This is a genomic window from Roseinatronobacter sp. NSM (genome assembly GCF_052379845.1).
Taxonomy (GTDB): Bacteria; Pseudomonadota; Alphaproteobacteria; order Rhodobacterales; family Rhodobacteraceae; genus Roseinatronobacter.
This window is the reverse complement of the sequence record NZ_JBQTCF010000004.1, coordinates 1-12373: the sequence shown is the minus strand read 5'-3', so window position 1 is coordinate 12373 and position 12373 is coordinate 1. Positions and strand designations below refer to the sequence as shown.

The 12373-nt window shown below is 61.4% G+C and carries 18 protein-coding genes; all 18 read right to left on the bottom strand.

The features are described from left to right. Nucleotides 1-38: 38 nt before the first annotated feature. The gene (locus tag ACTZWY_RS03145) at nt 39-413 is read right to left on the bottom strand and encodes a hypothetical protein (protein WP_444789226.1); all 375 of its coding nucleotides are present in this window, start codon (nt 411-413) and stop codon (nt 39-41) included. 68 nt (nt 414-481) lie between these two features. After that, nucleotides 482-1408 (bottom strand): Mu-like prophage major head subunit gpT family protein, encoded by a 927-nt coding sequence (locus ACTZWY_RS03140; RefSeq protein ID WP_444789225.1) that lies wholly within the window; start codon nt 1406-1408, stop codon nt 482-484. Between the two features lie 3 nt (nt 1409-1411). After that, the gene (locus ACTZWY_RS03135) at nt 1412-2410 is read right to left on the bottom strand and encodes a phage protease (RefSeq protein WP_444789224.1); all 999 of its coding nucleotides are present in this window, start codon (nt 2408-2410) and stop codon (nt 1412-1414) included. 211 nt (nt 2411-2621) lie between these two features. Continuing rightward, nucleotides 2622-3521, bottom strand: coding sequence for a phage head morphogenesis protein (locus ACTZWY_RS03130; protein WP_444789223.1), 900 nt, complete (start codon nt 3519-3521; stop codon nt 2622-2624). After that, on the bottom strand, nt 3514-5034 hold the full coding sequence (locus ACTZWY_RS03125; protein ID WP_444789222.1) for a DUF935 domain-containing protein: 1521 nt from the start codon (nt 5032-5034) through the stop codon (nt 3514-3516). The genes ACTZWY_RS03130 and ACTZWY_RS03125 overlap by 8 nt, the downstream gene beginning before the upstream one ends. Next, complete coding sequence (locus ACTZWY_RS03120; protein WP_444789221.1) at nt 5034-6449, bottom strand: phage terminase large subunit family protein; 1416 nt, start codon at nt 6447-6449, stop codon at nt 5034-5036. Before ACTZWY_RS03120 ends, ACTZWY_RS03125 begins: the two co-directional genes overlap by 1 nt. Further along, complete coding sequence (locus tag ACTZWY_RS03115; protein ID WP_444789220.1) at nt 6439-6750, bottom strand: hypothetical protein; 312 nt, start codon at nt 6748-6750, stop codon at nt 6439-6441. The genes ACTZWY_RS03120 and ACTZWY_RS03115 overlap by 11 nt, the downstream gene beginning before the upstream one ends. Continuing rightward, on the bottom strand, nt 6747-7289 hold the full coding sequence (locus ACTZWY_RS03110) for a phage protein Gp27 family protein (protein ID WP_444789219.1): 543 nt from the start codon (nt 7287-7289) through the stop codon (nt 6747-6749). Before ACTZWY_RS03110 ends, ACTZWY_RS03115 begins: the two co-directional genes overlap by 4 nt. 3 nt (nt 7290-7292) lie before the next feature. Then, the gene (locus ACTZWY_RS03105) at nt 7293-7601 is read right to left on the bottom strand and encodes a VpaChn25_0724 family phage protein (protein WP_444789218.1); all 309 of its coding nucleotides are present in this window, start codon (nt 7599-7601) and stop codon (nt 7293-7295) included. Then, nucleotides 7598-7984 carry a DUF2730 family protein gene (locus tag ACTZWY_RS03100; protein ID WP_444789217.1) on the bottom strand — a complete coding sequence of 129 codons (387 nt, stop codon included), beginning with the start codon at nt 7982-7984 and terminating at the stop codon, nt 7598-7600. The genes ACTZWY_RS03105 and ACTZWY_RS03100 overlap by 4 nt, the downstream gene beginning before the upstream one ends. Continuing rightward, a complete protein-coding gene (locus ACTZWY_RS03095) occupies nt 7981-8493 on the bottom strand; it encodes a hypothetical protein (RefSeq protein ID WP_444789216.1) in 513 nt (170 codons plus the stop codon). The genes ACTZWY_RS03100 and ACTZWY_RS03095 overlap by 4 nt, the downstream gene beginning before the upstream one ends. Before the next feature lies 1 nt (nt 8494). Further along, entirely contained in the window at nt 8495-9400 is a 906-nt protein-coding gene (locus tag ACTZWY_RS03090; RefSeq protein ID WP_444789215.1) for a glycoside hydrolase family protein, read from the bottom strand. 117 nt (nt 9401-9517) lie between these two features. Further along, entirely contained in the window at nt 9518-9904 is a 387-nt protein-coding gene (locus ACTZWY_RS03085; RefSeq protein WP_444789214.1) for a hypothetical protein, read from the bottom strand. Next, complete coding sequence (locus ACTZWY_RS03080) at nt 9901-10155, bottom strand: hypothetical protein (protein WP_444789213.1); 255 nt, start codon at nt 10153-10155, stop codon at nt 9901-9903. Before ACTZWY_RS03080 ends, ACTZWY_RS03085 begins: the two co-directional genes overlap by 4 nt. Beyond that, the gene (locus ACTZWY_RS03075; RefSeq protein ID WP_444789212.1) at nt 10152-10556 is read right to left on the bottom strand and encodes a phage protein GemA/Gp16 family protein; all 405 of its coding nucleotides are present in this window, start codon (nt 10554-10556) and stop codon (nt 10152-10154) included. The genes ACTZWY_RS03080 and ACTZWY_RS03075 overlap by 4 nt, the downstream gene beginning before the upstream one ends. Nucleotides 10557-10585: 29 nt before the next feature. Continuing rightward, entirely contained in the window at nt 10586-10912 is a 327-nt protein-coding gene (locus ACTZWY_RS03070) for a hypothetical protein (RefSeq protein WP_444789211.1), read from the bottom strand. Continuing rightward, complete coding sequence (locus ACTZWY_RS03065) at nt 10905-11999, bottom strand: hypothetical protein (protein ID WP_444789210.1); 1095 nt, start codon at nt 11997-11999, stop codon at nt 10905-10907. The genes ACTZWY_RS03070 and ACTZWY_RS03065 overlap by 8 nt, the downstream gene beginning before the upstream one ends. A 4-nt stretch (nt 12000-12003) precedes the next feature. Then, nucleotides 12004-12373, bottom strand: a 370-nt coding sequence (locus ACTZWY_RS03060) for a DUF3164 family protein (RefSeq protein WP_444789209.1), incomplete at its 5' end; no start/stop codon positions are given.

Below are 12373 nucleotides of genomic sequence, written 5' to 3'. Positions count from 1 at the left end.
CGATGCTTTCGCGCATGTCAGCAGGCGCGCTCGGGTATTCAGTCAGGATTGGCCTGCAGCGCAGCCCAGACCTCGTCGCGCAGAGTGCTTGTGATGCTTGCAGCATCTTCGGGCAGCGCTTCGCGCAGAGGCGCGAGGTTCGGAGCGCCGGTTGCACCGAAGGCTTCTGCGGGCAATGCTGCAATGGCCGCGCGCAGCCGCGCCTTCAGATCCTCGGTGGCCTCGGCAACATCCGCAACGGTCACGCCCTCGGGGGCTGCTTCAATGCGCAGGCTTCGGTCACCTGCAAGGCGTTTAAGCGTAGCTTCGCCGAGTTCATCGGCATCGACCACGACACCCTCATGCGGCCAGAACTGCCCGGCCCTGAAAAACCCTGCCTGTGCGAGGGCCGCGATCTTGATTAGTCTGGACATTTCAACCTCCTGTCAGCTTGTCATGGGGGGCGGGCGTGGCCCACCCCCACAGAGAAACCGACTTCTGGTCAGGCCAGCCACGGGGTGACACGCACCTCGACCGCTTCATAGTTGGCGTTCGATGCACCTCCTTCACCGAACATGACCTTCACGGTCTTGTTCGCATCGGCGCGCAGGCGCGGTGGCACGATCAGGCGCGTCGGCGTGATCCCCAGCGGGCGGCCCCCGTCACCCTTGAATTCCATCATCGAAGCGATCGCTTCGTCCAGGTTATCACCGGTCAGCGGCTTGTGGCTCTTGTAAGCCTTCTGCCAGAACCCGTAGCCACCATTGCAGCGGTAGCGGGTGCCATAGAGATACTGGTCTTTGAGAAAGACATGATCCGACTGGCCGGGGTTCTCCTTGGTTTCCAGTTCCGGCTTGGTACGCTCCTGGAAAATGAAGGGAAGGATCGTGTCAGAGGCATCGATCAGGTACCAGGCAGGTGTGGACGTGTCCTCGCCATTGTCGTCATAGTTCGACACAGTGCTGGCAGCACCTGTGCCATCATGATTGGCATAGACCGGGTGATCGGTGTCGAAAAAGTTCTGCCCGTCGAAACACAGGTTTGCATGGCCGGTTTTCATCAGATCGGCGATCATGATGTCGGGATGGCGCGCAGCAGACTGGCCCATGCGGGTGAAGCGCATACCATAGGTGCCCAGATTGTCATCCTCGATATCCGTGCGCTTGATGCCCACGGTACTCTCGAAGGTTTTGTTCTGGACTTGGTAGGCATTCTCTTTCATGTCCTTGATGACACGGTCGCCGATCCACTCGCGCAGCTCGGGGAAATCGCCCAGCCAGTCATAGGTGTTGGACGCGGTCGTGGAAGGAATGACCATCGCGGCATCGCGGTAGAAGGTCTGCGGCATCATGCCGTCGAAACCTGCGCGGAAGGCCGTGTGGACCATCGTGCGCAGGGCCGTCAGGGTGGCATTGGTGATCATGGGCATGGATCAGGTCTCCGCTCGGGCCGCGCGGGCGGCTTTGAAATCATCCGGGGCCATTCCCCAGGCGCGGCACATCGCCAGCTCTTCACTGGACAGTTGGTCAGCCTGCTTGGGGTCCGGGGCTCTGGGGGTGGTCTTGTCAGACACAATCACCGGGGCCGCGCCAATGAAGGCGCGGAACTTGTCCAACCCGCCATCAGCACGGCAGACGGCCAGATGGTAATCACGGCTGGAAGGGGCGATCTTGCCTGCCTCGACCGCTGTATCGATCGCGGCTGTGATTTCCGCCTCCAGACGCGTGGACACTTCGGCTTCCAGCTCGCTCACGCGGTTGGTGGCCAGATCATAATCCGCACGCGGCACGAACTGTGTCGGGTCGGGGTTCTGGGCACGGTTCAGCGCAGTATCTGCATCCGCGCGCAGTTTGGTGATCGCGATCACAGCATCCGCCGCGCTCGCACCTTGTGATAGGCCAAGGGCCTGAAGGACGGCTGCGTCCATCTCTGTCTCCTCAAATTCGCCCGTCCGGTTCAGCGCGGGCATGGTGAAATTCGGCACATTGGTCAGACCGGCCGAAACGATCCGGCGCACTGCGCCAGTCAGCTTGTGAAAATCGAAACCGGGGCTGATGAAGCGGTAGCCACGCGTGGCAATCGCCTCGCGCCCGCTGTCATTCCATTCGACCCGACCCCAGATCGCGCCGTCGCGGGCCTCCAACTCGCGGATCCAGCCTGCCGCATCGGCGCGCTCGCCGCGCGCGCCTTTCACATGGGTGGCGTGTTCAAAGTCGACCGGGATCAGCCGCCCGCCCGCCATATTCGCGCGGCAGGTTGCCACAACGGCTTCGGGGTCTGCCATTGTCCAGATGCGCCCATCCATCCCCTCAAGGCGCGGGGCCTTGGGAGTGATCTGGATCCATTCGGGCACTTCGGGTTTGTCGCTTGGCGCGGCAAGTTCCGAGTTCAGCGCAATTGGCAAGGGTGAGAGAAAAGCATGTGCGTTCATGCCCGCACAATCGCAAGTCCGGCACGCGCAATCAGCCTCGACAGATGTCGAGGGCAGTCATGTTATTGATCGTTTCGGGATTGAACGCCAGAGCGGCCCACACAGCCACCTTGCCCACGCTACGGTATCAGCACGCCCGCAAATCCGTCCAGCCCCTTTAATGGGTATTTAACGGCGCGCTACGAGCGCATTCCGCGCCGGTCTTCCGGTGTCAGCCCCCGCCCGGCGCGAAAATCCGCCGCAAAGCTTCCAGAAATGGCAGATCATCGCGCCAGTCCGGATGACGGCGCGCGCGTTCGGCCATCCAGCCATCCTCCAGATCACGCAGGGCCACGCGGGCAATCTCCGGCGCCACCGATGCAGCCTTACCCTGCAGCATGTCGATGCTCGCCTGCACACGCTGCGCGCCGGGGTTGCGCTCCCACCCCGGATCGATGCCGATGGGCACACGGCGCACTTCGCCGGTGCGGGTATTGACCACATCGTGCATCGGCACCTCGGGGCTGGCGCTGATCCCGCGTTCTTCAGCCTGCGCGCGCGTCAACTGGCGCACCCAGCATTTGCAGCCCCAGCCATTGGGCGGATACCAGGACGCCCAGAACGGATCATCCGCCAGCAGGATCATGCCTTCCTTGGCCTGATGATGGGGGCGGTGACGTTCAGACGGGCCGAGGCGATATTCCAGATAGGGCAGCGCGCGTTTCGTGCGCTGGATGCGCTCCCACTGACCAGCCGCGCGGGCCGCGCGCAGGTTCGACTGGTAAATCACCCGCAACCGCCGGGGCGAGCCAAGCTGGACCTGTCGGGCCTCTCCAGTTACCGGATCGATCATCGTGGATTTGCCCCACCAGCCACGCGCTTCCAGGCGCGGCCGCAGGTTGCGCTGGAACTGATCCAGCGGAATGCCCTCATCAAGGGCGCGCTGAAGCTCTTCACGGATATCCTTCAGCACATCCATCTGCATGGCCTTGGCCACGGTGAAGGCTGTTGCGTGTTCCTGCGGTTCCACATCCTCAAAGCTAAAGGCAGGCAGCCAATCCTTATTCGCAAGAAAACGCGACGCTTCGGGTGGGGGGCCGGGATTGAACGAATAGGCCGGGCGGTCAACCATCCTGCACATCCCCCTGGATGCGGGCAAGGAACATGCCGCGTACCAGCACATCTATTGCGCGGGCACTGTTGATCGGGCCAAGGGCGTCCAGGCGTGCGAGCGCATCCTCATAGCTGGTGGCACTCATGATCGCTGCCTCAATCGGATCAAGCACCTCCTCCATGACAGGCTGCCAGTCTGCCAGCATCTCGGCCTCGATCTCGTCCAGAGCATCCTCTGGCCCGTCGCCTTCGCGGTTCAGCGCAAGGGCGGGCGGATCGGCTGCCGGTGGCGCGCCGCCCACGACTTCCTCGCCCTCTTCCGGTTCCGAAAACTTCAGCGCGGTGCGCAACTCGCGCGCGGGCACGCGCAGGCCTTGTGCAATCAACCCCTCTGCCGCCTCCATGCGTTCGGTCGTATTGTCAGGCTCTGCGATCTCGATCGAGACTATGGGATAAGCCTCTTGCACACCGTAGTTCAGATCGACATAGGGCTTCACCAGATCGCGCTGGATCGTGCCAGAGACTCCGCGCGCATCTGACGCCGCGATATCATGGCGCACTTCATTATGGACCTGCGCCTGCGCCATGCTGGACCCGTTGTCGCTGGTCATGGTCTGCCCCAGCACGGCCTTTGACGTCTGTTCGTCCAGATAACGCGCAAGGTTCTCGAACAGCTTGTCTCCGCCCGCGCCTGTGGCTACCGCTTCGAACTCGATCTTCATGCTCTCGGGCAGCACAGCGGCGGCATCAGTGCCGATATTGGCCACTGCCTGAAACAGCTTCTCGACATCTTCGCGCGTGGCCTCCGGCCCGTAACGCCCCAATCGCAAGGGCAGACCGTAGAGTTCCGCGAATGCCACCCAGTCCTTCAGGGCAAACGCCTTACACATCCATGTGAATGCCGCCAGCCGCGCCAACCCGCCGCGCAGCGGCAGGCCAGATTTCAGGCGGGGCGTGTGATAGGCGAATTTGAAGGGCGCAAGCGGGATTCCGTCGACGGGGTCCGCTTCATCCAGCAGATGGGGCACGCGCAGTGTATCGCGATCGAAACGGATGAAGCGCGGATCGACATGCTCAAACCGGTCCGGCCACCATTCGCGGGGGCTGCGCGCCCAGTTGATCTCGATCACGGCAAAGCCCTTACCCAGCCCGTCCAGCAGATCCTCGACCAGATCGGCAAAACCTGAATGCCCGGCAATCCGCTTGCGCACAGCCTCGGCGATTTCCTTGTCGCGCGCGCTGTCTGACGCAGGCTTGACCTGGGCGGCCACACCCGACACCGCGCGCTTGCGCACACCCAGCACAGAGGCATAGTGCGGATCACGTTCCTCCATCTCCTCGGCCAATGTCACATATGGCACATGGTCGCCCTGATCGCAGGCCGAGAGGATCCCGGCCAGACGCTGCGGGGTAAGCCCCGATGCGGTGCTGCCGCCCCAGACCTGACGGATGCTGGTAATACCCGGACGCGCAAGCGACTTTGTCAGTGCCTGCGTTTTGACCGGGCGGCCATATTGGTCAAGCAACGCCATCAGAACACTCCTTTCATGCCGCCCAGTCCCGAGGTCAGGCGGATACGGCGCATGTCGTCATCATCGCCCCGGCCGCCTCGCGGTACTGGGCGGTACTCATAAGGCTGATAGGTCGAGCGTGCGGCACTCACGGCCAGTGCACCTGCCCAGAAGCGGTCAGCGTGCCCGTCGCTATCACCATCGGCCACCAGACGGCGCGCGCCGGTGATACCCACCTGTGACTGAATTGCGTGCAGATCAGCGCGCAGCACCACATCGCCCGCCGGGATCCGCGCGCGGCGCTCTTCCATGGCTTCCTTCAGGGCGGTTGCCAGATCCAGTTTGATAGCGCTGGAAAACAACACACCCTCAACACGCGATGCACCGTGGTTGCGCTTGGCATCCTCGACAGGCTTCTCGCCCATGCCGGTCTGGTCGATCGCGCAGCGCACGACGCGGTAGCGCTGCATCACATCAGCCAGCAACTGGTCCTGTTCGGCAAAGCTGATCCGGCGGCGCGCGATAATCTCCCGTGTCCAAAGCACATCGCCTACTTGTTCCATCACCCAGATGACAAACAGGTCATTGCGCGCCGCGATATCGACGCCCACGAAACAGGGGCCACCCTGATAGAGCGCGGGCAGTCCGGCAGCGGGGTGTTCATTGGCGGCGATCAGATCATAGCTCAGCCAGGCGGTTGCCTCGTCCAGCCATTTCAGCTCGTATTCCTGTGCCCATTTGTCCTCGTCGGCCATGCCAGCGCGCAAGCCGTCGATGTCGCGCTCCAGTCCCTGGCACACGGCCTCGTAGATATCAACCACATGCCGCGACCATACGCCGCCTTCAGCTGTCATCAATTCATAGAACTTGTTGCCCTTGCCATTGGGCGTAGAAATCACCCTCAGCTTAAGTCCCGGTTTCGAGATGACCGGGAACAGGGCCGCCCAGATGTCGCGTGACTTCGCATGGAAGGCGAATTCGTCGAGGATTACATTCGCGCTGAACCCGCGCGCTGTGTCGGGGTTCGCGGGCAGTGCTGTGATGCGCGAGCCATTGGGGAACTTGACCTCAAGCGCCTTATAGACCGCGTCAGGGCCTTTCTCCTGCGGCGCGCGGAACTCGCCCTCTTCAAAGCGCGGCTCCCCCCCTTTCAACAGGGTATTATAGACCTCGTAAAACGCCTTGCTGAATGGCTTGATGACTTCGGTCATCATCTCGGCCGCCTGTCTCTCGCCACGCGACAGGATCACCCAACGCGCGCGCCGGTCCTCGATCCAGCCTTGAAAGCAATCATCGGCGCATTCGCCGCCCGTGGTGAAGGTCTTGCCGGTCTGGCGCGAGAACATGCCAATCTTGAACCGGCTCTGATCCTCGATCCATGCGCGCTGATAGGGCAGGAAATTAACCACGCGGGCCAGTGAGGTATCAGCTGGCATTCTCGCACTCCAATGCAAGCAGGTGCAGACACCGCATTGCGCGGTATAGCGAAGTCGAAAGCTGGGTTGCACCGAACACGTATTGCCAATGCGCGACCTCCTGCGCATGTACCCGCATCCACCCGCACGCACGCTTCAGCCGCTTGATCAGGCCCTTGCGCGCGCCGGTCTTGACCGCAGCCTCGATCAACTGCGCCGCGCGGCTCATATGCGCTATCAGGCGCGAGGATTTCGGAAGCCTCCGGTCCCAGTACCGGACCTGCGCGCGCAGGTCATTTGCGATCTGGCCGAGGCCGCTCATTCGCCGAAGCCCATGATGCGCCGCGCCTTGGCGGCGGCTTCCTTGTCGATATCTCCGGCCTCGACCGCCTCATCGAGCTTTGCGGCCTGCGCCTTGCGCTCTGCGACAATCAGGCTTTCGCGGATACCCGAGGACGCCATGACGTCCTTCAGCATGCGCCCCAGAAAATGCAACTCCTTCGGGTCGATCTCGCCGCCCTCTTTGATCATCTGCGCCTGCATGACCTTGAAGGCGAGCGTGGTAATCATCTGGAACAGCACGTTGTGGCGCTTGGCTTCCTCGGCCAGACCCTGTTCCTGCATCCAGTCCGCTGCCCAGGCACTGGCCTGTTCCTGATACTTGACGAACTCCTCGTATTCCTGCCCGAAGGCATGAAGCGCGGATTTACGGATGCGCAGTTCAGAGCCAGCCTTTTCCAGCCGGAAGTTCAGCGCCTCTGCCAGATCCTCATACCCACCGAAGCCGCGCGAACGCAGCTCTTCCTGTAGCCAGAATTTCAGCTCGGCGGGGAGCAGATCGACCTTGCGCGGCGGAGGCATGGATCACGCCCCGCGATTGCGCGGATGCGGGCGCTGGATGTCAGGATGCGTGGCTGAACCTTGCGCAATCTCGATCCCGCGCTCGGTCGCTGTGGTGATGACGAAATCGCCGCGATCATTGTTTTCCGTGAAGCCGTTTTCAGCCAGCCAGGTGAGTTCTGTGATGACCTGCGAGCGCGTCGATGTCACACCGACCCCGCGCAGCACATCGACAAGGATCGAAGCGTTGGATGTGAATTCCGAGCAGCGCTCAAGATGGCGCAGGATGGCCAGACGGCGGTGCTTGCGCAGGGTTGCCAGATAGTCGCTCATCGCTTGCCTCCGTCGAGCAGGTGATCTTCATGGCGACTGACCACATTTTCCAGCCGCTTCATCACTTTTGCATTGCCTTCCATGGTCGCGCGCATCTCGCGCAGATCACCGCTCATGGACGTCAGTGTCAGCTCCAACTGGTGAAGTGCCTGATGGCCGGGCATTGCGCCGATGGTCTGGCTAAGCGCTGTGATCTGGTTGGCGTGGCGTTCAGAACGTCGTTCGGCGTCTTGCATGCGCCCCTCAACCTCGGACAGCCGGGCGGCAAGTTTGCGCGTCGGCCCAGAGAAGATTGACCAGGCGATGTTGGCGAAGTTCAGCAGGGTCGTTATGCCAGCGGCCCAGATGATCAGCGGGGCGATATCCATAGTCTGCTGTGTCACGCTTTACCTCGCGACACGCGCACAAAGTCCTTCAGTGTGTGCCCGCCCATATAAAGCGCCATATAGACGCTGGTCAGGCCCAACAGCGTCGCGCTGTCTGTAGGCGGCAGCGCGATCTTCCAGATGGCGTTGGCGACATGAAGGGCCACGATGTTCCACAGCCACAGGAAGGCCAGCAGCCACATCATGAAGGGCCGCCAGGCCCAGCCCAGCCAGTGCCCTTTCTGCTCGGCCTGCAACAGTGCGAACTGCCCCTCAAGCCCCTGTGCGTAAAGTGCGACCATCTCGGGCATCATCGCCTCGGTCGCACGCACCGCATCGATCATGCGCGGGGGGTTTTCATCGGCGAAGCGGTCCAGATCAGGCAAGGCGACGCCTGCGCGTTTTGCAACGGCCTCGACAACGCTGGTTGCCAGTTCGGTATTCTGCGCGCCGATCCGGCTGCTCAGCACTTGCCGGATCAGCGGTGCGCCGATCTGGCTGGCAACGGCGAGAATGGCTGCGGACATATCAGATACTCCAGAGTTTGCGGGCGAGGCGGGGGAAGCGCGGCGCGATGGCAGCTGCAATTGCGTCGCGGTACTGCCACGCAAGCCACAGGCCCCAGAGAGCACCGGCTGCCAGCAGCGCCGGGCCGATCCATGACAGCGCAGGATCCAGTTCGGCGCTGGCCTGAACCGTGGTATCTGCGCCACCAGCGGCAGTGACAGCGGCTGGCGTTGCTGCTTTCGTGCGGCTGTCCATGACGCGCTGCAAGGTTGAGAGGGTCGCGCGGCCAACGATGCCATCAACGGTCAGGTCGTGATCTTTCTGGAAGGCGCGGATGGCGAACAGGTCAAATCCACGCGCATCATCTCCGACCTTATAGCCAAGCTTCACGAAAGCGGCTTGTGCAGCCGCGATCTCTTCTTGGGACAGATCGACGACAACGCGCGCCAGACCGTCGCGGCCTCCCTGCGCGCGCACGCCTTGACCATAGTCCCCGTGCCGGAGCAGGCGGTATTCTTCTTCGCGCCGACGGGTCAGGCCGGGCAGAACGCGCCCGCCGCCCTTGTTCCATGCCAAAAGTGCTGTGCGTGTGGCGTCCCAGTTCCGTTCAACCCAGCGTTTCACCCAGGATGCCCGCGCGATTGCGCCAGTATTGAAATGGAATGACACGCCTGCGTCGAACTCGTGCTGCTTCGCGCGCGGCATTGCTGCTCTCACGGCAGGCTCATAATTGCGCCGTAGCGCAAGCTGCAACAGGCGCGTGGACTCCGCCGCAGTGATCTTCATGCCCGCATGAGGTTTAACCACACCCGAGGCGGCAGTCAGGCCGACACCAACAGTCCAAACGCCCGCCGGGCAGCGATACGCCTTCAGGACATCCCCCTCATGCCGCTTCTTGAAGGCAACCCCTTGTGCACTCGTCTGCATGAAAAACCCCCGATCAAAACCGATGGGGGCACATTCGCAAATCAGGGGGGATGTATACGCCTCGACAGGTGTCTAGGTCAGGCAGCCAGACGCGTTTCGTCACTTTGGCAGATCAGCCTATGTCCTGTCAAACGGCAGTGTTGGCTGACGCGCGCCACGCTCAAGCTCAATTTCTGCGCGCAGCCGCGAAACAGTGCGTGTGTGCATATCGCAAGCCAGCGCCACCTGTTGCAGCGACGCGCCAGCGCGCAACATGCGCCGCGCATCTTCGCGGCGTGCAAACTGGCCGCGCAGATGGCCACAGGGCAACAGCACCTTGCCCGGGCCAAGGGTATCGACCACACGCGCAGTGGCCTCATCGCCAATGATCTCGGCCAGCATTGACCCGGCGACGCGGCGGGGAATGTGTATCTCACATCCACCGCGCCGCTTGAGCAGACGCACAGTCAGATCAAGGCCAATAGCCTCCTCTATCTGGCCAGCAATGCCCGGCAGTTGCGTCATTCCTGCACACGCCCCCGACGCTTGGGACCGATCCGGCTGTCACAGCGATGTGCGCGCAGGATTGTGGTGACGGTGTTGTTCTCTATGCGATAGCTGAACCCGCTGATTATAATGCCGCAGGCCCCCAGCGCCGCCGCATGATCGACGCGTGCCCCGATCTCACGGCGCAGGCGCTCGATATCCATACCCTGTACCCGCTCAAGATAGCGCAGCACAGCATGGTCCGACACACAGACGCGGGACTTCTTCATTTCGTCACCTTCAATCCATGACGGCGGCACATGGCCTTCAGCGCCTCCAGCACTGCCGCAATCTCGTCGGCCTCGCGCAGGGCGTCCACATCAACCGGCACATGCCCCCATGCGCTCTCAAACCGGGACCGGATGAAGGTGTTGAGCGCGCGCCGCCCTGATTTCACATGACCGGCACGCGCCAGCTTTCCCCATAGTGCATGGATGTATCGCAGGTCTGGTCGGGTGGCGGCGGGCTTCCAGTTCGGGTTTGGCGCTGGCTTGAAACCCCTGTTTTCCAGTACCTTCAACAGGGCTTTCAAATCGGCTTCGGACATCTCGCGCATTGACGCCTTGCCCGTGACCTGCTCTTGCAGTTCGCGGCGCATGTCGTCATCCAGCCCCAGCGCCCGGCAGCCCATGAAAACCTTTCTTTGAAGGGCACGAGCCGTCATTCGTCACGCCCCCAATCCCAGCCTATGATCATGGGCTGGCTGGTCTGATCGGGAACGCCATGAACAGCCAAGGCGCGCGCGGCAGTTTTGGCGGTAATGTCTGCCTCGATTGCGTGAAGCGATTTCTCCAACAGGTCAGTGACCGAGATAGTGAACACGCCATCGGCCACCCAGACCTCAATGCGGGATGCATTCACAGTCATACGAAACTTTGCCGGTCGGCCCAGCACGATGCCTTCGCCAATGTCATGAACCATCGACATGGCTTTGCGGTCCGAGGCGTCGATCAGCGGGATTTCGAGAAGCGCGATTTGCTCAGGCATGAGAGCCTCCATTGTCGGTGTTGGGGGCGGGCGCATTACTCGCATCGCTAATTCGGTAAAGCGTTGCTTCTGCCATCGGTCCTTCAGCAGGATTTACAAGGGTTGGTTTGATCCATCGGAGGACGTGATTACGGTCCCCACCCTTGCCAACAAGCACTCTCCGCCAGTGGCCGCGCCTCCAATGCGCGCGCGGCGATATTCCAAGTCTGGTACGGCCATTTGTTTCGCCACCCACCGTTTCCAGTGTGATTATGCGGGTCGCAACAGCACCCTTGGGCAACTTGTGTGCTGTGCCGGGCCTATGTTGGACCGCCGGGGGCCAAGGCATCGTTCGGATTTCTGAAAGTGCCGGCTGCGCACTTAAGAGACAAAGTGTCGATCCGATTAGCGCCAAAACTTCGTCGTAGCGTGCTGACCGATCTTCGATACCGTCCAGCGCACGGTTGCTAACCGCTTCGACAATTGTTGATCCAGATGCCGCCACAGCGGATATACTTTCGCGCAGCCTACTCAACGCATCCTTCAGCTTGTCTTCGGACGATTGCTTTAGAATCACCCGAAAGATGAACCCTGTTTCATCGCGGTTCCCGCGCGGCCCTGAAAAGTAAGGGGCGATGGATATCCCATCTGAGGTGGCCCTGACATAGGCCCCCTCGAAAACTGCCCCGTTTGGCCAGACCATCTGACCTTCATCAAACTGGATGCAAAACCCGTCGAACGGCATTCGGATATCCGCAACTCGAACGTCTGAGGCATCGGTCCGGCGCAGCATTTCCGTTACATCGGGTCCGATAACAAAGGCGTTGTTGCCGCGGGCGAGACACCATGCTGCCTCTTCAGTTTCAATGGCCCACTCGATAAGCTCTTCTTCTGGTAAGCGATTGGCCTTGTAGCTTTCTGGCAGCGAATCCCACTCTGCAGAAACTACCAGAGACAGTTGCTGATACAGATCGAGTGGATATTGCGCGTCACAAATTCCCTCGGCGACCATCTTCGCATTGCGCTTGGTCAGCCGATCAACAAACGATGCCGTGCCCGGTCCTTGTGACCTCAGCCGTTGCGGCCGGATTAGCGGTTTATAGACCATCCCCTTACGCCTTCGCCAGATCGATGGTCACGGCTTGCCACCCCGCATCCTGTGTCGGACGTTGGTAGCAGCGGATATAGGTCTTGCTGCCCACGATACGCATTGCATCGCGGATCGCGCGCATCGCTTCCAGCCAGCGCTTATCCTCAATCTCCAGCCGCAAGAGCATGAAAATCTCGCCCTTGTTGATCTGGCCTGCCTTGTCCGTATTAAAGGCGCGCGTGACGATGGCGCGGATTTCGGGGCGGCTGTCCGCAGCCCATTCATTCAGGCATTCATCAATCAGCTCTTTCGCGATCTGCAACTGTAGCCCAAAATCGATATGATCCGCGACTTGCACCTGTACCTTGAACAGCCCGTCATGGCTCATGAAG

Excerpts from the sequence above, each read along its gene's own strand:
- ACTZWY_RS03145 (WP_444789226.1), bottom strand. The coding sequence starts at position 413 with ATGTCCAGACTAATCAAGATCGCGGCCCTCGCACAGGCAGGGTTTTTC.
- ACTZWY_RS03140 (WP_444789225.1), bottom strand. The coding sequence starts at position 1,408 with ATGCCCATGATCACCAATGCCACCCTGACGGCCCTGCGCACGATGGTC.
- ACTZWY_RS03135 (WP_444789224.1), bottom strand. The coding sequence starts at position 2,410 with ATGAACGCACATGCTTTTCTCTCACCCTTGCCAATTGCGCTGAACTCG.
- ACTZWY_RS03130 (WP_444789223.1), bottom strand. The coding sequence starts at position 3,521 with ATGGTTGACCGCCCGGCCTATTCGTTCAATCCCGGCCCCCCACCCGAA.
- ACTZWY_RS03125 (WP_444789222.1), bottom strand. The coding sequence starts at position 5,034 with ATGGCGTTGCTTGACCAATATGGCCGCCCGGTCAAAACGCAGGCACTG.
- ACTZWY_RS03120 (WP_444789221.1), bottom strand. The coding sequence starts at position 6,449 with ATGCCAGCTGATACCTCACTGGCCCGCGTGGTTAATTTCCTGCCCTAT.
- ACTZWY_RS03115 (WP_444789220.1), bottom strand. The coding sequence starts at position 6,750 with ATGAGCGGCCTCGGCCAGATCGCAAATGACCTGCGCGCGCAGGTCCGG.
- ACTZWY_RS03110 (WP_444789219.1), bottom strand. The coding sequence starts at position 7,289 with ATGCCTCCGCCGCGCAAGGTCGATCTGCTCCCCGCCGAGCTGAAATTC.
- ACTZWY_RS03105 (WP_444789218.1), bottom strand. The coding sequence starts at position 7,601 with ATGAGCGACTATCTGGCAACCCTGCGCAAGCACCGCCGTCTGGCCATC.
- ACTZWY_RS03095 (WP_444789216.1), bottom strand. The coding sequence starts at position 8,493 with ATGTCCGCAGCCATTCTCGCCGTTGCCAGCCAGATCGGCGCACCGCTG.
- ACTZWY_RS03090 (WP_444789215.1), bottom strand. The coding sequence starts at position 9,400 with ATGCAGACGAGTGCACAAGGGGTTGCCTTCAAGAAGCGGCATGAGGGG.
- ACTZWY_RS03085 (WP_444789214.1), bottom strand. The coding sequence starts at position 9,904 with ATGACGCAACTGCCGGGCATTGCTGGCCAGATAGAGGAGGCTATTGGC.
- ACTZWY_RS03080 (WP_444789213.1), bottom strand. The coding sequence starts at position 10,155 with ATGAAGAAGTCCCGCGTCTGTGTGTCGGACCATGCTGTGCTGCGCTAT.
- ACTZWY_RS03075 (WP_444789212.1), bottom strand. The coding sequence starts at position 10,556 with ATGGGCTGCCGGGCGCTGGGGCTGGATGACGACATGCGCCGCGAACTG.
- ACTZWY_RS03070 (WP_444789211.1), bottom strand. The coding sequence starts at position 10,912 with ATGCCTGAGCAAATCGCGCTTCTCGAAATCCCGCTGATCGACGCCTCG.
- ACTZWY_RS03065 (WP_444789210.1), bottom strand. The coding sequence starts at position 11,999 with ATGGTCTATAAACCGCTAATCCGGCCGCAACGGCTGAGGTCACAAGGA.